15 protein-coding genes are annotated in these 19,138 nt (G+C 71.6%); 5 read left to right on the top strand and 10 right to left on the bottom strand.

The features are described 5' to 3' along the window. Positions 1–2 precede the first annotated feature (2 nt). Entirely contained in the window at positions 3–1,289 is a 1,287-nt protein-coding gene (locus tag ACTWQC_RS13660) for a hypothetical protein (RefSeq protein WP_443315929.1), read from the top strand. Here ACTWQC_RS13660 and ACTWQC_RS13655 read toward each other — a convergent pair. From ACTWQC_RS13655 to ACTWQC_RS13645, 3 genes are all read right to left on the bottom strand, one after another. Further along, on the bottom strand, positions 1,234–1,773 hold the full coding sequence (locus tag ACTWQC_RS13655) for a hypothetical protein (RefSeq protein ID WP_443315911.1): 540 nt from the start codon (positions 1,771–1,773) through the stop codon (positions 1,234–1,236). The genes ACTWQC_RS13660 and ACTWQC_RS13655 overlap by 56 nt on opposite strands. Next, entirely contained in the window at positions 1,770–3,215 is a 1,446-nt protein-coding gene (locus tag ACTWQC_RS13650) for an ImmA/IrrE family metallo-endopeptidase (protein ID WP_443315910.1), read from the bottom strand. Before ACTWQC_RS13650 ends, ACTWQC_RS13655 begins: the two co-directional genes overlap by 4 nt. 72 nt (positions 3,216–3,287) lie before the next feature. Continuing rightward, positions 3,288–3,728: a MarR family winged helix-turn-helix transcriptional regulator gene (locus tag ACTWQC_RS13645; protein ID WP_443315909.1), complete on the bottom strand. Its 441-nt coding sequence runs from the start codon at positions 3,726–3,728 to the stop codon at positions 3,288–3,290. Between the two features lie 313 nt (positions 3,729–4,041). Here ACTWQC_RS13645 and ACTWQC_RS13640 point away from each other — a divergent pair, with 313 nt between their 5' ends. Next, positions 4,042–6,261 carry an NADP-dependent isocitrate dehydrogenase gene (locus tag ACTWQC_RS13640; RefSeq protein WP_443315908.1) on the top strand — a complete coding sequence of 740 codons (2,220 nt, stop codon included), beginning with the start codon at positions 4,042–4,044 and terminating at the stop codon, positions 6,259–6,261. A gap of 165 nt (positions 6,262–6,426) precedes the next feature. Here ACTWQC_RS13640 and ACTWQC_RS13635 read toward each other — a convergent pair whose 3' ends face one another. Further along, positions 6,427–7,968: a hypothetical protein gene (locus ACTWQC_RS13635; protein WP_443315907.1), complete on the bottom strand. Its 1,542-nt coding sequence runs from the start codon at positions 7,966–7,968 to the stop codon at positions 6,427–6,429. Positions 7,969–8,082: 114 nt separating this feature from the next. Here ACTWQC_RS13635 and ACTWQC_RS13630 point away from each other — a divergent pair, with 114 nt between their 5' ends. Beyond that, complete coding sequence (locus ACTWQC_RS13630; RefSeq protein WP_443315906.1) at positions 8,083–9,228, top strand: glycosyltransferase; 1,146 nt, start codon at positions 8,083–8,085, stop codon at positions 9,226–9,228. A gap of 131 nt (positions 9,229–9,359) precedes the next feature. Here ACTWQC_RS13630 and ACTWQC_RS13625 read toward each other — a convergent pair whose 3' ends face one another. Beyond that, positions 9,360–11,366: a BTAD domain-containing putative transcriptional regulator gene (locus tag ACTWQC_RS13625; protein WP_443315905.1), complete on the bottom strand. Its 2,007-nt coding sequence runs from the start codon at positions 11,364–11,366 to the stop codon at positions 9,360–9,362. A 151-nt stretch (positions 11,367–11,517) separates the two neighbouring features. Here ACTWQC_RS13625 and ACTWQC_RS13620 point away from each other — a divergent pair, with 151 nt between their 5' ends. Continuing rightward, positions 11,518–12,396 (top strand): alpha/beta fold hydrolase, encoded by an 879-nt coding sequence (locus ACTWQC_RS13620; protein WP_443315904.1) that lies wholly within the window; start codon positions 11,518–11,520, stop codon positions 12,394–12,396. Between the two features lie 182 nt (positions 12,397–12,578). Here the strand turns inward: ACTWQC_RS13620 and ACTWQC_RS13615 are convergent, their stop codons facing one another. The 5 genes from ACTWQC_RS13615 to gmd all read right to left on the bottom strand — a co-directional run bounded on the left by ACTWQC_RS13615 (position 12,579) and on the right by gmd (position 18,109). After that, positions 12,579–13,172, bottom strand: coding sequence for a YceI family protein (locus ACTWQC_RS13615; protein WP_443315903.1), 594 nt, complete (start codon positions 13,170–13,172; stop codon positions 12,579–12,581). A 171-nt stretch (positions 13,173–13,343) separates the two neighbouring features. Continuing rightward, a complete protein-coding gene (locus ACTWQC_RS13610; protein WP_443315902.1) occupies positions 13,344–14,189 on the bottom strand; it encodes a glycosyltransferase family 2 protein in 846 nt (281 codons plus the stop codon). Beyond that, positions 14,186–14,695, bottom strand: a complete 510-nt coding sequence (locus tag ACTWQC_RS13605; RefSeq protein WP_443315901.1) for a hypothetical protein — start codon at positions 14,693–14,695, stop codon at positions 14,186–14,188. Before ACTWQC_RS13605 ends, ACTWQC_RS13610 begins: the two co-directional genes overlap by 4 nt. Continuing rightward, positions 14,692–16,926 carry a LamG-like jellyroll fold domain-containing protein gene (locus tag ACTWQC_RS13600; protein WP_443315900.1) on the bottom strand — a complete coding sequence of 745 codons (2,235 nt, stop codon included), beginning with the start codon at positions 16,924–16,926 and terminating at the stop codon, positions 14,692–14,694. The genes ACTWQC_RS13605 and ACTWQC_RS13600 overlap by 4 nt, the downstream gene beginning before the upstream one ends. A 169-nt stretch (positions 16,927–17,095) precedes the next feature. Beyond that, complete coding sequence (gene gmd, locus ACTWQC_RS13595; RefSeq protein WP_443315899.1) at positions 17,096–18,109, bottom strand: GDP-mannose 4,6-dehydratase; 1,014 nt, start codon at positions 18,107–18,109, stop codon at positions 17,096–17,098. Between the two features lie 74 nt (positions 18,110–18,183). Here gmd and ACTWQC_RS13590 point away from each other — a divergent pair, with 74 nt between their 5' ends. Next, positions 18,184–19,128 carry a GDP-L-fucose synthase family protein gene (locus ACTWQC_RS13590; protein ID WP_443315898.1) on the top strand — a complete coding sequence of 315 codons (945 nt, stop codon included), beginning with the start codon at positions 18,184–18,186 and terminating at the stop codon, positions 19,126–19,128. Positions 19,129–19,138 lie beyond the last annotated feature (10 nt).

Raw genomic sequence — 19,138 nt, 5'->3', positions numbered from 1 at the left:
GGATCGGGACCCGCCTCGGCGTCGTCTGTTCCGTCGCCGATCAAGGCGTGGCCGCGCTCACGAACATCGTCGTGCTCGTCGTGGCCGCGCGGCTCTCCACCGCCGCCGGGTTCTCCGTCTTCTCCCTCGTCTACACGGTCTTCACCGTGCTGCTCGGCGTCTCCGTCTCCTACATCGGCCAGGCGCTGGTCCTGGAGCGCGGCCCGTCGGCCGAGGTGCGGGCCGCGTGCCGGTCGGCCGTGGCGTTCACCGCCGGCGCGTCGACCGCCGTCGGCCTGGCCATGGCCGCCGCGCTGGCCGCCGTACCCGGTGACACCGCCCGCGGACTCGCCGCGCTCGGCCTCGTCCTCCCCGTCGTCCTCACCCAGGACGGCATGCGCTACTGCTTCTCCACCCTTCACCTCCCGCACTACGCCCTCGCCGCCGACCTCGTACGCCTCGCCGCGGCCGTACCGGCCCTCGCCGCGCAGCCTCAGGGCGCGGGCCCCGCTCGACTGATCGCCGTCTGGGGCGTGTCCGCGGTCCCCGCCCTCCTCACCGGTGCCGCGCTGCTCTTCCCGCGCCTGCGCGGTCTGCCCGCCGACCCGCGCCGCTTCCTGCGCCGCGGCCATCTCGGGCAGCGGTTCGTCGTCGAGTTCGCCGTCGGCAACGCGTCCAGCCAGCTGGCGATCGTCGGACTCGGCCTGTTCGCGAGCCAGTTGGCGGTCGGCGCACTGCGCGGCGTGACCACGCTCTTCGGCCCGATGAACGTCCTCTTCAACGCCTCGACGGCCTTCGGCCCCCCGCTCCTCAACCGCTATCCCTCCGCGTCCCGCAAAGTCCGCGCGACCGCCCTGCTCGCCGCCGTGCTCGCCGCGGTCGCCGCCGCGTGGGCCGCGGTCCTCATCGCCCTTCCCGACCGCGCGGGCCGCGAACTCCTCGGCGACACCTGGGCCGCATCGTCCGCGCTCCTCCCGGCGACCGGCAGCCAGTACGCGGCCATCGCCGCCGGAACCTGCGCGCTCCTCACGCTCCGCGTCCTCCGCCCGCGCACGACGCTCCCGATCCAGGTCGTCTTCTCGCTCCTGTCGGTGGGCTTCCTGCTCACCGGTTACGCGCTGGGCGGCGTACTCGGCGCGGCCTGGGGCCTGTGCGCCGGGTCCGCCCTCAAAGCGTGCGCGGCCTGGCTGCGCGTTACCGCACTGCGCATCGCGGCACGGCGCGGCACCGCGGCACCGACCGCCGCAGACCCGGTCACAGCAGGTCGTCAGGGCCGCCGGGGAACCGGTGCAGATGACGCCCCGCCCTGACCATGTCCGTCAGGAGCCGGTAGCCGTCCGGGGCGGAGAGAATCCCGCGCGTCGTGGCGGTCCGTACGAGGTCCATGGTCTGCAGCGCCGTGATGCCGCGCCGCACCGCGTACCTGTAGGCCTCCATGTCGTCCGTGATCCATCGTCCGCCCCGGAACTCGTCCCACTGCTCGATGACATGGCAGGTCTGCGCCTCGCCGAGGTGCTGGAGCGGGCGGCCCCGGTGTCCGCCGAAGACCGCGCGCCGGATGGTCTCCACCCGCCGTACGTCCGCGGCCCGCGTGATCTCCACCGGGTCGCCGAGCCAGCCGCCGACGAAGACCCCGTCCAGCGCGGGCAGATGGCGGACGGACCGCCGCGCCTCGAAAGCGACGGCCTCCGTCCACCGCCCCCGGCTGTCGAGCACCTTCTCGAGCACGTCGATCCGCCGCACCGCCGCGAAGTTGCATAAGACCGTGTTGTCCGGGAACCACCAGGCGCTCATGGAGTGAAGACCGGCTCCCCGGTGGCCGCGTCACCCGCGTCGGCCTCGGCGTCGGGGTCGGTGTCGCCCGCCTCGGCGAGGAGGGTGCGCAGATCGTCCACATCGCTGTCGAGGAGGGCGGCGAGCGGCCGCAGGGTCGTCTCCCCGTCCCGGTACGCGGTGAAGAGCCCGTGCACCAACCGGACCGGCGGCAGCGGGGTGTTGGACGCGGCGGACTGGGTCATATAGGCGTCGATGACGCCGGTCCGCTCGTGGCAGGCCGCCGTCGTCAGCCGCCGAAGCCGCTTTCTGCGCTCGTCGTCGATCAGGCCGAGCGCGCGCAGCCGGGCGGCGAGGGCGCTGGGGGAGACCCGATAGCGGGTCACGAGTTCGGCGAACGCCGCGTCGTCGAGCGTGCCGTGAGCGCCCGCGTCCGCGGACCCTGCGGAAGCGCCGGGCCCTGCGGAAGTCCCGGACTCTGCGGAAGCCCCGGGCTGTGCGGAAGCCCCGGGCTGTGCGGAAGCACCCGGCTGTGCGGACGCTCCGTAACCGGCGGAAGCCCCGGACTCTGCGGAAGCCCCGGGCTGTGCGAAAGCACCCGGCTGTGCGGACGCTCCGAAACCGGCGGAAGCCCCGGGCTCTGCGGAAGTTCCGAAACCTGTGGAAGCCCCGGAAACTCCGGAAGCCTTGGAGACCTCGGACCGGATGTCGTCCTCCGGCATGAGCAGGGCCGCGGCGAAGGCGTTCGCCCGGATCTCGCTGGGCTCGGCCGCGAGCCCCGGCGCCATCCCGCTCTCGGCCAGCAGGTCCTGCGCGTCACCGGCCAGCACATGGCCCAGCTCATGGGCGAGCGTGAACCGCTGCCGCGTCCATACGGGATGCGTGCCGAGGATCGCCAGCCGGAAGCCGTCCGCCTGCCAGCTCAGCCCGTCCATGCCGCCTGGAAGCCGGGTGATGGCGACGTCCACCCCGAAGACCCGCGCCCACGCGGCGATCATCTCGCTGATGTCCAACTCGGCGAGCGGCGGCACCCCCGCGTCCCGCAGTGCAGCGAGCACTCGCTCGGCAAGCCGGTCCCCCTGCTCGTGGGGCGTGCCGCCGGATGGGACGGCCGGGAGCGGCGGCATCTCGGGCGCACGGCCGAGGAGGGAGAGCACGTCGAACGCGGCCGTGTACCGCCCGGCCAGATCCTCGAGCGCCTGCCGGTCGGGCGCCGAGGCGGCCGCGGTCGACCGCGCGGCGAGCGCGGGCCGCGCGGGCGTACGGCCGCCCAGCAGCCAGTCGACCGTGACATCCCCCGCGTCGGCGATCAGCGCCAGCTCGAGCGAGGTGAAGCGACGCGCCCCGCCGAGCGACTTCGACAGCTTGTCGCCCGTCATACCGATGACTTCGGCGAAGGCAGCCTGACTCGGCGCGACCCGCCCAATGATCGCGCGCACCCGGTCAGCCATGGTCTCGTTCATACCACCAAGCTACGCCCGGCTTGCGAAAATCGCAATGGCGCCCAATGTGCCTATGGGCGGGCTGGGGCAGGGTCACGGAGACCCGTCTGCGAGGGATTGCAGCGAGGCGCGCAGGGCGGCGATCGCGTCGGCGGGCAGGTGGCCGAGCGCGCGGCGCTCGAGGTCGGCGATGGCCTTCCGGATCGTGGCGGCGGCCAGGCGCCCGGAGGACGTGAGCTCGATGAGCACTGACCGGCGGTCTCCGGGGCGGCCCCCTCGCCTTCGCGTGATGTGGCCGCGCCGTTCCAGACGGTCCAGGACGCCGGTCAGCGTGTTGGGGCGGATACCCCCGGCCGCGCTCAGTTCGGACACGGTCCGGCCGTGGCCGTCAGCGAGGTTGGCCAGCACCTTGATCTCTGAGGCGGTCAGGTCCAGGCCGGCCAGCTCTGCGGCGAGCGCCTGCAGAGTGGCGTGGGCGGCCTGCTGGAGCGCCAGCAGGGCCGACCATCCAGATGGAACGGATTCGGACCTCACGGTTTCGAAATCTATGAACTTGTACTACTGGAGACAAGCCGGATCGTCTGCGGAGACAGACGGCCTTCTGCCTGCTCTTCGCAGGCTTCGAGGCGGCGGTTAGCCTGATCGGCGACGGCCGACGACGGGCGCCGAGACTCGCGTCGGTCCGGCCCGCTGTCGACAACACGGAGCTGGCGCGGACGGTGCCGTACGTGTACGTGACGGGCTTGCGGTCCGGCCCGGAAGCCGGACGCGGGGGCTGGCTGTCGGGGACGGGCGGTCACGAGATATCTTGACATCGAGACGATGTACGACGTGAAGCGGAGTAGCGGTGACTGACTCGACCATCATCTATACGCACACTGACGAGGCCCCGGCCCTGGCGACGTACTCGTTCCTGCCTGTGGTCCAGGCGTACGCCTCGACGGCCGGGGTCAGTGTCGAGACCCGCGACATCTCCCTGGCGGGGCGGATCATCGCAGGCTTCCCCGAGCACCTCGAGGAGGGCCAGCGCATCGACGACGCGCTCGCCGAGCTCGGTGAGCTGGCCAAGACGCCCGGGGCCAACATCATCAAGCTGCCGAACATCTCGGCCTCGATCCCGCAGCTGAAGGCGGCGATCGCCGAGCTGCAGCAGCAGGGCTACGCGCTGCCGGACTACCCGGACGACCCGAAGACCGACGAGGAGCGGGAGATCCGCGCCCGTTACGACAAGGTCAAGGGCAGCGCCGTCAACCCGGTGCTCCGCGAGGGCAACTCCGATCGCCGCGCCCCGGCGTCGGTGAAGAACTACGCCAAGGCCCACCCGCACCGGATGGGCGCGTGGACGTCCGACTCGAAGACGAACGTCGCCACCATGGGCGCCGACGACTTCCGCTCCACCGAGAAGTCCGCGGTCATCGCCGAGGCGGGCTCGCTGCGCATCGAGCTGGCCGGCGACGACGGCAGCACCACCGTCCTGCGCGAGTCCGTGCCGGTGCTGGCGGGCGAGGTCGTGGACGCGTCCGTCATGCGCGTGGCCGCGCTGCGCGAGTTCCTCACCGCGCAGGTCGCCCGCGCCAAGGCCGAGGGCGTGCTGTTCTCGGTGCACCTGAAGGCCACGATGATGAAGGTCTCCGACCCGATCATCTTCGGCCACGTCGTCCGGGCGTTCTTCCCGAAGACGTTCGCCGAGCACGGCGAGGCGCTCGCCGCGGCCGGCCTGACCCCGAACGACGGGCTCGGCGGCATCCTCAAGGGTCTGGAGTCACTGCCGGAAGGCGCCAAGATCAAGGCGTCCTTCGAGGCCGAGCTGGCCGAGGGCCCGGAGCTGGCGATGGTCGACTCCGACCGCGGCATCACCAACCTGCACGTGCCCAGCGACGTCATCGTCGACGCCTCGATGCCGGCCATGATCCGTACCTCCGGCCACATGTGGGGCGCCGACGGCCAGGAGGCCGACACCCTCGCGGTCCTCCCCGACAGCAGCTACGCCGGGATCTACCAGGTCGTCATCGACGACTGCCGGGCCAACGGCGCCTTCGACCCGGCGACGATGGGCTCGGTGCCCAACGTCGGCCTGATGGCGCAGAAGGCCGAGGAGTACGGCAGCCACGACAAGACCTTCGAGATCCCCACCACGGGCACGGTGCGCGTCCTCGATGAGAGCGGCAAGGTCGTCCTTGAGCAGGTCGTGGGCGCCGGTGACATCTTCCGCATGTGCCAGACCAAGGACGCTCCGATCAAGGACTGGGTCAAGCTCGCCGTCACCCGCGCCCGCGCGACCGGCGACCCGGCGGTGTTCTGGCTCGACGAGGGCCGCGCGCACGACGCGCAGCTGATCGAGAAGGTCAAGGCGTACCTCCCCGAGCACGACACCGACGGTCTGCAGATCGAGATCATGGCGCCGGTCGACGCGATCGCGTTCTCCCTGGAGCGCATCCGCCGTGGCGAGGACACGATCTCGGTCACCGGCAACGTGCTGCGCGACTACCTGACCGACCTGTTCCCGATCCTGGAGCTCGGCACGAGCGCCAAGATGCTCTCGGTGGTCCCGCTCATGCACGGCGGCGGACTGTTCGAGACCGGCGCCGGAGGCTCCGCGCCCAAGCACGTGCAGCAGCTCGTCAAGGAGAACTACCTGCGCTGGGACAGCCTGGGCGAGTTCCTCGCGCTGGCGGTCAGCTTCGAGCACCTCGCGCAGACGACGGGCAACGCGCGCGCCCAGGTGCTCGCGGACACCCTCGACCGCGCGACGGCCACCTTCCTCAACGAGAACAAGTCGCCGAGCCGCCGCCTCGGTGGCATCGACAACCGCGGCAGCCACTTCTACCTGGCGCTCTACTGGGCCCAGGAGCTGGCGAAGCAGACCGACGACGTCGAGCTCGCCGAGGCGTTCGCGGCCCTCGCCACGACGCTGACCGAGCAGGAGCGGACCATCGTCGACGAGCTGATCGCGGTGCAGGGATCGCCGGCCGACATCGGCGGCTACTACCAGCCCGACGCCTCCAAGGCGGCGGCCGTCATGCGTCCGTCGAAGATCTTCAACGAGGCCCTCGCGACCCTCGGCTGACGAGATCTGCGCAGCAGTTCCACAGAATGTGGTACGAGGGGGAAGGTCCCCGGGCCCATTTCGCCGCCGCGCGGCGACCGTCCAGAGCGACGGCCCGAGGGACCTTTCCCATCTTCACGATCGTCGGGCTTCCGAGCGGGTCGGTGAACGCCCCGCCCCCGCCACCTACCGCAGCAGCCTCCGCGGGTCCGAGCGGAACGTCGTGACCAGCGCCAGGCACAGCAGGGCGATCCCGACCCGGCCGGAGGCCTGGAGGAGCGGGCCGCGCAGCAGGATGAAGGCGTAGCCCGCGATCAGCGGGATGACGATCGCCAGGACGTTTCCCGGGCGTGGATCGTCGACCGTGCGGAGCGTGTAGCGGCGGTCGGCGCGGGCGCTGAGGTAGCCCAGGCCCAGGAAGGCGCCCGTCATGCCCACCGGGCCGAAGTCCAGCCAGAGTTCGGCCCAGAGCGGCGACGACAGGTTCGTGTTGCTCATGCCCATCCACTCGCCCACCCGCACCCCCGAGTCCTGGGGCTTGCCGTGCCACACCGAGCGCGGCACGAAGAACAGCGTGGAGGCGGTGAGCTGTCGGCCGTACGCGTGGCCCGCGCCCGAGCCGACGAAGGTGATGGTGTTGGCGAGCATGCCGATCTGGTCGTAGTCCTTCCGCACCAGCGGGTCGAAGACGGAGGTGGACTCGACGGGCCGGTGCCCGCTCTCGTCGTAGCGGAACCGGTCCATGAAAGGGAAGAGGAGCAGCGCGCCCACCACCCCGAGGGCCAGCGCTGCCCGGTACATCACCGGGCTCCTCGGGAAGGCCGTGAAGAGGATCGAGAACAGCACGGTCAGGAACCAGTAACGCGGGTTCGAGACCGGGTTGTTGACCAGGGCGTTCACCCCGAGCAGGCCCGCCCACGCCAGGAGGACCGAGGGGCGGCGGCGCGCGTGCCGGGACGTCACCAGCCAGCGGGTGAGGAAGAGGAAGGCCAGCAGCGCGGGCACGGTCCCGAAGCCGCGCAGGAACGCCGACCCGACCTGGGACTCACCGCCTCCGCCGCCCCCGCCGACCCCGCTGCTCTGGATTCCCTCGCTGATCTCCTGGCGGCTGCTGAAGAAGACCGCGGGGCCGCCCAGCTTCACGACGAACAGCGCGCTCGCCACGTACGCCAGCGCGACCAGGAGCCAGAGCCGCCTGCGGCTGACCGATGCCGTACGCCGGTGCCTGCGGGTGCGGAGGACGGGGCGGTGACGGGCCAGCAGCACGCCCACGTCGAAGGCCACGCAGCCGCAGAGCGCCAGCGAGACCGCCAGGACCAGGTCGGAGCGGGTGCCGACCACGGGTGTCGGCGTCTGGCCCAGGACGGCCTGCGCGAGCGGGGCCACGCCCATGGCGACGTAGACGAAGAGCCAGAAGGAGCCCTGGATCAGCCTGCGCCGGGCCGTGAGCGTCATCGCCGCGAGCCGGGCACCGGCGTACGCGGTGAGCACGAGCTGCAGCCAGTACGCCTCGTCGCGCACCCCGGGACCCGGCTGTACGGCCACCAGCACCGGCAGGAAGAAGACCAGGCCCAGGACCAGCGGTACGGCGAGGGCGCGGGAGAGCACGGCGCGCGGGGAGACCGGCGGTACGTCCAGCGGGGCGGGACCGGCGGCGGCTTCGGTGGGATCGGCTGCGGCATCGGTGGGACTGCCCGCGGCCCCGGCGGTCCGTACGTCAACTGCCATATTCCCCCGCTTCGTTCCCCGACTTCCCCAAGTTCCCCAATGCCCCCGGGCAGTCTAATGATGCGGCTAATCTGGCCGGGCGATGCTGGGGAGCATCGGGGGGAGGAATTTTCGGTGAAGGTTCTGCATGTCGTCACGCTGCACACGCCCACCAACGACTTCGGCGGGCCGACGCGCGTGGCCCTGAACCTCTCCAAGGGCCTCAGGGCCCGTGGGGTGGACGCGCGCATCGCGACGCTGGGCGACGGATTCGACGGGCCGCTGCCCGACTCCGTGGAAAACGTCCCGGTCTTCATGTTCCAGGCGCGGCACGTACTGCCGCAGTTCGAGGTCAGCGGCATCACCTCGCCCGCGCTGCTCGCCCGCGCCCGGCGCCTGGTGAAGGCGGCCGACGTCGTGCACGTGCACCTCATGCGCGACCTGATCACCCTGCCGTTCGCCCTCGCCGCGCTGCAGTGCGGACGGCCGCTCGTCCTCCAGACGCACGGCATGATCGACCCGACCGAGAAGCGCGTCGCGAAGGTCGTGGACGCGCTCGGGCTGCGCCGCGTGCTGCGCGGGGCCGACGCGATCCTGCACCTCACGGAGATGGAGCGGGAGGGAGTCGAGGCCGTCGTGACCCCGGCGCGGCTCCGCCGCACGGACCGGCTCGTCAACGGCGTCCAGCTCCAGGACCGGCGGCCCGCGAACGACGGCAGCCGCCCGCCCACGGTGCTGTACTGCGCCCGCGTACAGGCCCGTAAGCGGCCCGAGGACTTCATCTCGGCGATCCCGACCGTCCTCGCCAAGTACCCGGACGCCCGCTTCGTCCTCGCGGGCCCCGACACCGGCGCGCTCGCCGGGCCGATGCTGGATCTCGCGCGCGGTCTGGGGGTCGGCCACGCCGTCGAGTACGTGGGCGCGCTCGACCACGCCGCGGTGCTCGAGCAACTGCGCCGCTCGGACGTGTACGTACTGCCGTCCGTCGTCGAGCCGTTCGCCGTGTCCGTGCTGGAGGCCATGTCCGTCGGGCTGCCGGTCGTCGTCACGAAGACCGGCGGCCTGTCCCCGGACGTCGAGGCGGCGGGCGCGGGCCGCGTCGTGGACAGCCGCCCGGACCGCGACAACGGCCCGCTCGTCGGCCAGGCCATCCTCGAACTCCTCGACCCGGCCGCCAACGAGGAGGCCTCGGAGGCCGCTTGGCGGCTGATCCGGGACCAGTTCTCGATCGAGAGGGTCGTGGACCACCTCCAGGGCATCTACGAGGAAATTGCCCGCTGAGCCCGGATCCACGGTCTCGTTGCGGTGACGGGTCGCCACCACCCGCGCTGCCCGTGCCGCACTGCCCGCGGGGCGGGCTCGGCATCATGAGAGCTCTGATGAGCGCCCTGTGGACGGAAGCATGGGGCTGTTCATCGAGGGCGTCGAAGAGCGGTGGCGAGGTCGCTCAGGTGCTTGGAGACCGGACCGAGGGTGAGGAGGCCGCTGCCTGCCCCGGCCAGTTCCGCCGCTGCGGGGGTGAGCTGGATGTAGGCGCGCTCCATGGTCTGCCGGTCCCCGACGGCGATGGCCGCTTGGGCGGTGAGGCACCACAGGGCCTCGAACAGCAGGTCGTGGGGCGGGTCCGGGACCTTGCGCAGCGCCGCTGCGGCTTCACTGCGGCGGTCTTGGGCCAGCAGCGCCAGGGGGCGGGCCCACGGCTCGTAGGGTCCCCAGTCGGTGTGCTCCTCGGCCTGGGCGGGCTGTGCGTGCTGCACGCGCAGGCACAGCAGCGCGAGCGGCAGCAGGCCGTGCTCCAGTCCGGGCATGCCGGCGCCGTCCAGCCGAGCGGCGGCGTTCCTGTACGCCGCCTCCGCCTCGGCCGCTGCTGCCGGGCCGGTCGCGGCGGTCCGCAGCGCGGCGTACCACTGGGTGAACACGCCCACCAGCGGCAGCTCGTGACGCTCGGCCAGGCGGTCTGCGGCGGTGGCGTGATGGTCGGCTCCGGGGAAGTCCGCGAGGGCGCTGCGGGCCTGGAGGCGGATGAGGTGGCCGAGGACCTCGGAGGTGGCCAGGCCGTGCCGGGCGGACAGGGCTACCAGCTCAACGCCGATCTCATCCCGGCGCGGCGCCAGACCGGCGCGGTGGAAGGTCTGCATGAACACGGCGTTGAGGGCGAACGCCAACAGCGCTGCATCGTCCAGGCGGCGGGCGATCTCCTCCGCTTGCCGGGCGGCCTGGGGCCCGCGTGCGCTGGGGGTACGCCCTGCTCGACGGGCTTGGGGGAGGGGGCCGCGCGACTCCAGGGCGATCGTGGCCAGCAGCCGGGCGCGGGCTGCCTCGTGCCCGCCGGGCGGGAGGGCGGTCAGGGTGCGCTCGGCCGCCGCGACCACCTGTGCGGCCTGTTCCGGGTCATCGACACGCGTCCAGATCGCCGGGACGTCGTAGACGCCGATCACGCGGGCGGTCAGTTCCGCATCCCCGAGCTCTTCGGCCGCCGCGACGGCCGCCACGCGGTGCCGGCGGGCTGCCTGAAGGCCGCTGCCCCCGGTCACCGCGAGGTTGCGCAGCAGCCCCACTGTCGACTCCAGTCGTACCCGGGCCCCGGATGGCACGGTGCGGTCGTAGGCGGCTGCCGTCTGCGCCCACACCCGCCCCGCCGCCCCGCCCGGCCCGGGCGCGGGGGCGAGGTGGGCGGCGTGGCCGAGGATGTCCGCCTCCAGGCCGCGCAGTCCCGGGCCTGGATCCACCCCCAGCTGCTCGACCAGGAGCGTGCGCGCCCGGCGCAGCACCGCCAGCGCGTCGCCCTGGCGGCCGGTGCGGTACAGCGCGAGGGCCAGCAGACGCCAGGCGTCCTCGCGCCAGGGGTGCTCTGCCACGTGCGCGTCCAGATCCGGCACCGCCTCGGCGGCCAGTCCCAGGCCCAGGCGGGCCTCGGCCTGCCGCTCGACTGCGTGCAGGCGCAGTTCCGCAAGGCGGGAGCGCTCCGCGCGGACCCAGGGCTGGTCGGCGAACTCGGCGTAGGCGGGCCCGCGCCACCACCCCAGCGCCTCTTCCAGCCGCGCGAACACCTCCTTGGGCGGCAGCGTCGCGGTCGCGGCCACCGCCTGCTCGAAGCGCCAGGCGTCCACCGCACCCGGCTCGGCGCGCAGCGCGTACCCCGGTCCCTCGGTGAGCAGCAGCCGGGCCGGAGCGCGGGGTGGGCGCTCCGGTTCCAGGGCGCGGCGCAGCGCGGCCACGAAGGTGCGTACCGCGCCCACCGCATCAGCGGGTGGATCCGTCCACAGGTCCTCGACCAGGCGGAAGACCGGTACGACGCGCCGGCGGGCGATGATCAGCCGGGCCAGCACCGCGCGGTGCCGAGGCCCTTTCAACGCGATCGCGTCCCCGGCGCCGTCCCAGGCCACCACCGGCCCCAGCACGCCGAATTGGACCTGCACCCTGACCACCCTCTCCGGGCCCTCGCCCCCCGGTCACGGTAGCGCGCTCATCCGATGCTCATCCGGGCCCGGGACGCTGAAGACAGCTGAAGACATCTGATCACCGCTGGTCACTTGATCACCGCTGGTCACTACGGAAAGGGGCGAAACCATGGCGCCCGCCATCGCAGGCTTCGATCATCAGCACGTCCCCGTCGCCGACGGCGTGTCCCTGAACGCGGCCGTCGGCGGTACGGGCACTCCGATCGTGCTGCTGCACGGCTTTCCCCAGACCCACCTGATGTGGCGGCACGTCGCCGCCGACCTCGCAGCCGACCACACCGTGATCTGCCCCGACCTGCGCGGCTACGGCGCCAGCGACAAACCCGCCGAGACCGACCGCACCGTCTACGCCAAGCGCACCATGGCCGCCGACATCGTCGCCCTGGCCCGCGTGCTGGGGCACGAGCGCTTCGCGCTGGCCGGGCACGACCGCGGCGCCCTGGTCGCCTTCCGTGCCGCCCTGGACCACCCCGAGACGATCACCCACCTCGCCTGCCTCGACGTGCTCCCGACCCTGGACATGTGGGCGGTGATGCACGGCGCCACCGCCGCCGTCGGCTTCCACCTCTACCTGATGGCCCAGCCCCCGGACTTGCCCGAGCAGATGATCGCCGCCGGCCCGGACGCCTTCTTCGGCCACTTCCTCGACGTCTGGTCAAGCGACCCGCAGGCCATCCCCGCCGACGTCCGCACCGCCTACCTGGACGCCTGCCGCAACGCGGTGCCCTCGATCGTGGCCGACTACCGCGCCTCCGCAGGGATCGACGTCGACCACGACCAGGCCGACCGGGACGCCGGCAATCAGCTGCGGATGCCGGTCACCGTGCTCCAGCAGGACTGGGGCGCCGCCCTCGGTTTCGACGCCGCCGTGCTGTGGAGCACCTGGGCACCAGACCTGCGGCACACCACCGTCGCTTGCGGCCACTTCATGGCCGAAGAAGCCCCTGGCGACATCACCAAGGCCCTGCGAGACCTCCTCGCCCGCTGAACAACCGAGCAGCCAGGATGGCAGGCGTCCGCCCGCGGAGCGCGGCCCGTTGTTCACCTGCCGGAAGTCCCGCGGCCCGGCACCCCCTTGGCGAGGACCAGGACCCGCGCGTCCCATGCGGCAATCGCGGCCCGGGCTGCGGCGGGGTCGAAGGCGGACACCGGCCCAGGAGTCTCTCGTGCTCAGGGGGCCGTTTCACCGGCATCGAGCACGGCCTCGACGTCGACCATGACATCGACCATGGCGCTGACGACCACTCCGCCCCGGTCGACCACGTCGTTCCAACTCACTCCGAAGTCATGGCGATTGATCCGCGTCGTGGCGGCGAAACCGGCGCGTCGCCGGGTGCCCAGGTCCCGGCCATCCTCCCACCAGGGGGTATCCCACTGTCCCAAGTACGTGACGTCGAACGTCACGGGACGCGTTACTCCACGTACGGTGAGATCTCCGGTGATCTCGAATTCGGTTGCGCTCACCTGATGAATGCGCGAGCCGACGAACGTCCACGTCGGGTGGTGCTCGACGTCGAAGAAATCGGCACTGCGCAGGTGGGCGTCGCGCTCGGGCTGACCGGTGTAGACCTGGGTCGCGTCGATCGTCGCCTCGATGCGGGCCTTCTCCGGCTCGTCGGGATCGACCTCCAGCACGCCGTGCACGTTCTTGAGCTGCCCGCGCACGTAGGCGACCATCATGTGCCGGGCGCGGAACTCGGCGCCCGTATGACCGGGCTCGAAGAACCATTTAGTCGTGACCATGGCAGCTCCCCTGGGCACCATGCCCCTCCGGCCAGGATAGGACGATCGAGGGCCACGGGCCTGCGGTGGCCGACGCGGCTGCGTTCCGAGGCGCGCGCGTACGCGATGTGCGCGGGGCCGCTGAGCAACGACAACGCCGGACCAGCGCCGCCTTCCCCCCGGCGGTGGCCGGGGGAAGGGCGGGATGGGGAATCACCGGTCGGACACCGCCTGGCCGCGGCCGCGTGCCGCCTCGCGCGACTTCAGTCCGATCTGCCAGCGGTAGAAGGACATCGCCAACGCGTAGTCGAACCCGGCCCGCCCGTCCAGGAACCCCCGCTTGAAGACATAGGCGTACGCGAAGGACACCAGCGGCTTGAACGGCGCCTTGTGGAAGAGCTGCCCCTGGCGGGTTTTCGCCTGCCGGATCTCCTCCCTCACCTCCGGGTGCTGCTCCAGCCACGCCTCCCAGTCCGAGTAGCGGTTGTGCCGCTCGAACCAGGTCCGTACGGGATCCAGGTCCTCGTGCTCGATCGGGGACTTCAGCCGCCACACCGACGGGGCCACCGGCTGGTAGTGGCCCTCCTGCTCGCCCATTCCCGGGGCGTCCAGGTCCCCGAGGACCGGGAAGTGGCAGCGCGTACGGTCCAGCAGCGCCCGCTTGACGATGGTGTAGCCGTGCCGCAGCCGCCTGCCCGCGAACCAGTAGCCCAGCGGAATGTCGAACGCGGCGACCTTCACCGGCCGGGAGAAGACATACCGCAGCTCCGCCAGAAGCTCAGAGCTCGGAGTCTCGTCACCGTCGAGGAAGAGCAGCCAGGGCGTCTCGGGCCGGATGTGGTCCAGGCACCACTGCTTCTTCTTCGGGTACCCGCCGTCCCACTCGTACGGGACGACCTCGGCGCCCAGTTCGGCCGCGATCTTGCAGGTGTCGTCCGTGCTGGCCGAGTCGACCACGACGACCGCCTCGAAGTGGTCGATGACCGAGGAGACCGTACGGGCGATGTTCTCGGCCTCGTTCTTGGTCGGTATCGCGACCACGATGGGGAGTTTCCTCACCCCTGACCTCCCTTCTTCGCGGCCTCCAGCAGCGGCTGCTGCTCCGGGCACAGGTGGGTGACGGCGGGCTCGGCGTTCGCGATCTCGCCCGTGCGGATCGCGCTGACCGCTGCTTTGCGGTCGTGCTCGGCGGTGCGGGCGATCCGCTGGCAGGTCTCCTGGCCGATCTGCAGGACGGCCGCCGGGTCCGTCCCCTCGGGCACCCGGCCGGTCAGGTACTCCCTCTCCTTCTTGGTGAAGGAGCCGGTGGCCGGGGTCAGTTCGGACTTCGGAACCTTGGGCCCTCGAGGCGTCTGTCCGGCCGTGGCCCCGGACGGGCCGCCGTCCGCCGCGTCCGCGTCTCCGCCCGCCGCGGGCGTACGCGGGCCGGCCACCCCCGGCTCCCGGTCCTTCGCGCCGGAGTCGCCGGAGCCGCCGGAGCCGCCCGACCCCCCGCACCCCACCAGCAGCGTCGCCGCCGCCGCGAGCGCGGCGGCGACGACGGCAGCCCGGGGACGCCGGCTCACGAGCCCGTCCCGAGGCTGCGGTGCGCGGAGACCTGCGAGCCCGAGAGCACGCTCGGGTAGATCGCCGTCTCGTCGATCTGCCCGGCGAAGTAGTCGCTCGTCGGGGTGCTCGGCCAGGAGGAGTTGATGCTGTCGCCGCCGACGTGCCAGTACCCCTGGTAGTTCTGGTTGCCGGTCACCAGCAGGTTGCTGGCCCTGAGCGACCCGTCCACGTACAGCCGCATCCCGCTGGACCCCTGGGTCGCCACGACGTGGTGCCACCGGCCGTCGTTGAGCCCGGAGCCGCTGCTGATGGTGCGGGCGCCGCTGCTGTAGACACCGAAGATCAGCCGGCCGTCGTTGGTCATGTAGAGGTGCTTGTCGTAGCTGGAGCTGGGCTCCTGGGTGCGGTTGCCGAAGCCGACGATCTTGCCGCCCTGGGTCGTCGTGGTCTTGAACCAGGTCTCGATGGAGTACGAGGCCGGGCGGCTGTGCTTGCGGTCGCTGTAGGTGTACTCGTCGGTGCCGTTGTAGCCCACGGCCGTGCTCGGCCCCGGCACGGCCGCCGGGGTCGCCCGGTAGGACGGCGCGTTGCGGTGCACGCCGCTGTTGTCCGTGCCCGAGGCGTCTGCCGCGAACTGGCCGCTCGCCTCGTCGTACCGCCAGTACAGGCTGGCGCCGTCGGCCTTGATCCGCTCCGGGTACGCCTCGGCCGCCGACGGCACGGTGACCGATTGGGTGGCGGACTTGGCGCTGGTGTTGGTGCCGTCGCTCGCCGTGATCCGGTACGTGTACGTGGAGCCGGGCGTGACGTCGGTGTCCCTGAAGGTGATCTGCGGGCGCACCCAGGGCAGCGAGGCTCCCGAGACGGTGTGGATCGGCGTCGTGGCGCCGTTCTTGTAGACCCGGTACGTCAGGTGGCTGTCGTCGAGGTCCAGGCTGGACTGCCAGCGCACGTTCACCTCGTCCGGCTTGGTGCTGGAGGCGTTCACCAGCGGGACGGACGGGGCGCCCGTGTCGGGGCCGCTCGCGAAGCGGGTCAGGCCCTGCTGCCCCGCGCCGTTGACGGTGGTGAACTCGCCACCCACCCACAGGTAGTCCGTGCCGCCCTTGGCGGAGGTGGCCATCACCCGCGGCCCGATCTGCTCGCCCAGACCGTCATTGGTGTCCGGGAACCAGCCCAGCAGCGCGGGGTTGCCGACCGGCTCGGCGAGCAGGTGCTTGCGGCGCTGGTTCGGGAACGCGCCCATGCTGCTGCAGTCGTGGGCGTGCGAGCCCGAGTAGAGCACACCGCCGTGGACCGTGACCGCTTGGGTGGCGCCGAGGCAGGTGTCCCGCCAGCGCTGGTTGAAGTCGCTGAGGTTCAGGGCGATACGGCCGTCGAAGACCCCGCCGCCCGTGCCCTCGTTGCCGGTGTAGAAGCCGGTCGCGTCGGTGGTGATGTCCTTGACCACCGATGCGGTCGGGATGAAGCCGCTGCCGTACGCCTTGGCCAGGGCGCCGGTGGTGGCGTCGACCACGGCGAGGGCGTGCGAGCCGGTGCCGTTGACGGTGAAGAAGTCGCCGCCCAGCAGGACCTTGCCGCCGTCCGGGGTGACCTCCACGGCGCGGCCCGGCTCGTCGGCGTCGGCCGTCCACGGCAGGAGTTCACCGCCCGTCGTCACCGCACCGAAGTACCGGCGGCTCCGCCCCTCCAGCGAGGTGAAGTCCCCGCCGAGGTAGACCGTCTCGCCGGTCACGGCCAGGGCCCGTACGGTCGCGCTCGCCGCGACCTTGAAAGACGACTTGGGCGTGCAGGTGGCGATGTCGATCGCCGCGACGTTGCTCACCCCGACGCCGTTGACCGCCCCGAACTGGCCGCCCGCGTAAAGGGTCTGGCCGTCAGGGGAGACCGCGAGCGCCCGTACGGTGGCCGTGCCGGAGCCGATCGTGAACGACAGCTCGCAGGACGTCGGCGCGCCGGTCGCCGCGTCGAGCGCCACGAAGTTGAGCGCCTGCTGCTCGCTGTTGCCGGACGATGCGTCCGGCGGTCTGACGGTCGAGAACGTGCCACCGGCGAAGACGACTCCGTTCGCCTCCGCCATGGCCCAGACGATGCCGTTGGTCTGCCAGGTCGGCAGATCGTCGGCCGTGATCCCCACGGGCGGAGTGAGTGCCGACGCCCGCGGCGCCGATGCCACCACCCCCGCCCCGACGAGAGATGCGGCTGCCATCGTCAGGACAGCCGTGTATACCCCCACTGCGCTGCGCATGTGCCCCCCTGGCCCCTGCTGTTGCTGTGTTGCTCGCTCGCGATGTTCCGAGCCCGCTCGCGAGTCCGGCGGCCCAACCGGCCGCCTTGTGCACGGCAGGTTAGGGCGCTGCTCACCTTGCCGTAACCAGATTGGCCAAAATGGTGCCGCTACTTTGCGTGTTGGCGTGTCATCTGTCGATACGGACGGTGGTACCGGCCAACTCCCCCTCAAGTTTGGACACATCCGCATCCACCATGATGCGCGCCAGCTCCGGCCACTTGACCTCCGGCTTCCAGCCGAGCAGCGACTCGGCCTTGGAGGCGTCCCCGATGAGGGCGTCGACCTCGCTGGGGCGCTCGTACTTGGGGTCGAACCGCACGTATTCGGCCCAGTCGAGCCCGGCCGCCGAGAAGGCCACCTCCAGGAACTGCCGTACGGTCCCGGCCTCGCCCGTCGCCACCACGTAGTCGTCCGGCTCGTCGCGCTGCAGCATCCGCCACATCGCCTCGACGTACTCCGGGGCGTAGCCCCAGTCGCGTAGGGCGTCGAGGTTGCCGAGGTAGAGCCGGTCCTGGAGGCCGGCCTTGATACGGGCGACCGCGCGGGTGATCTTGCGGGTCACGAAGGTCTCGCCGCGGCGGGGCGACTCGTGGTTGAAGAGGATGCCGTTGACGGCGAAGAGGCCGTACGCCTCGCGGTAGTTGACCGTCGTCCAGTAGCCGAAGACCTTGGCGCAGCCGTACGGGCTGCGCGGATGGAAGGGCGTCCCCTCGTTCTGCGGGGGCGGGGTGGCGCCGAACATCTCCGAGGACGACGCCTGGTAGATCCGGGTGCCGACGCCGCTCGCCCGGATCGCCTCCAGGAGCCTGAGCGACCCCATGCCGGTCACGTCGCCGGTGTAGAGCGGCGCGTCGAAGGAGACCCGGACATGGGACTGGGCGCCCAGGTTGTAGACCTCGTCGGGTCCGAGGTCGCGCAGCAGATTCACCAGCGCCACGCCGTCGGAGAGGTCGGCGTGGTGCAGGACGAGTCTTCGGTCGGGCTCCTGCGGCCCCTGGTAGATGTGATCGAGCCGCTCGGTGTTGAACGAGGACGACCGGCGCAGCAGGCCGTGCACGGTGTAGCCCTTCGACAGCAGCAGCTCGGCGAGATAGGAGCCGTCCTGGCCGGTGACGCCGGTGATCAGTGCGGTTTTGCCCATGATGTGTCTGTCCCCCCTCGGGATTTGTGCGTATGTGCGCTATGCGGTCATTCGCCCTGGCAGAATCCGGTGCCATGACGCGAGCGAACGAGCTGTTGCCGGGCGGGGCCCGGATATTCGTGGCGGGCCACCGGGGCCTGGTCGGATCCGCGATCACCCGCCGCCTCACCGCGGAAGGGCATGAGGTGATCACCCGCGGCCGGGCGGAGCTCGATCTGCGCGACGCCGCGCGGACCGAGGCCTTTCTGCGGGATGTACGTCCTGACGCCGTCGTGCTGGCCGCCGCCAAAGTGGGCGGCATCATGGCCAACAGCACTTATCCGGTGCAGTTCCTCGAGGACAACCTGCGCATCCAGCTCAGCGTGATCGCCGGAGCGCACGCGGCCGGCACCGGCCGGCTCCTCTTCCTCGGCTCGTCGTGCATCTACCCCAAGCTGGCGCCGCAGCCGATCCGCGAGGACGCGCTGCTGACCGGCCCGCTGGAGCCGACCAACGAGCCGTACGCGCTGGCCAAGATCGCCGGAATCGTGCAGGTCCAGTCCTACCGGCGGCAGTACGGCGCCTCGTACATCTCCGCCATGCCGACCAACCTCTACGGGCCCGGCGACAACTTCGACCTCGAGACCTCGCACGTCCTGCCCGCGCTCATCCGGCGCTTCCACGAGGCGAAGCGGGACGGGCGGGAGGAGGTCGTGCTGTGGGGCACCGGCACCCCGCGCCGCGAGTTCCTGCACGTGGACGACCTGGCGGCGGCCTGCGCGCTGCTGCTGCGGCGCTACGACGGGGACGAGCCGGTCAACGTCGGCTGCGGCGAGGACCTGACGATCCGCGAACTGGCCGAGACGGTGCGGGATGTGACGGGCTTCGAGGGCCGTATCGCCTTCGACCCGACGAAGCCGGACGGCACCCCGCGCAAGCTCTTGGACATCTCGCGGATGGCGTCGCTCGGCTGGAAGCCGAGGGTCCCTTTGCGGGACGGCATTGCATCGGTATACGCGAACTGGCTGGCGCAGGACTGACGGGTCGTGG

It is taken from the genome of Streptomyces sp. 8N616 (genome assembly GCF_052246385.1).
GTDB lineage: Bacteria > Actinomycetota > Actinomycetes > Streptomycetales > Streptomycetaceae > Streptomyces.
This window is presented reverse-complemented; position numbering and strand designations above follow the sequence as displayed.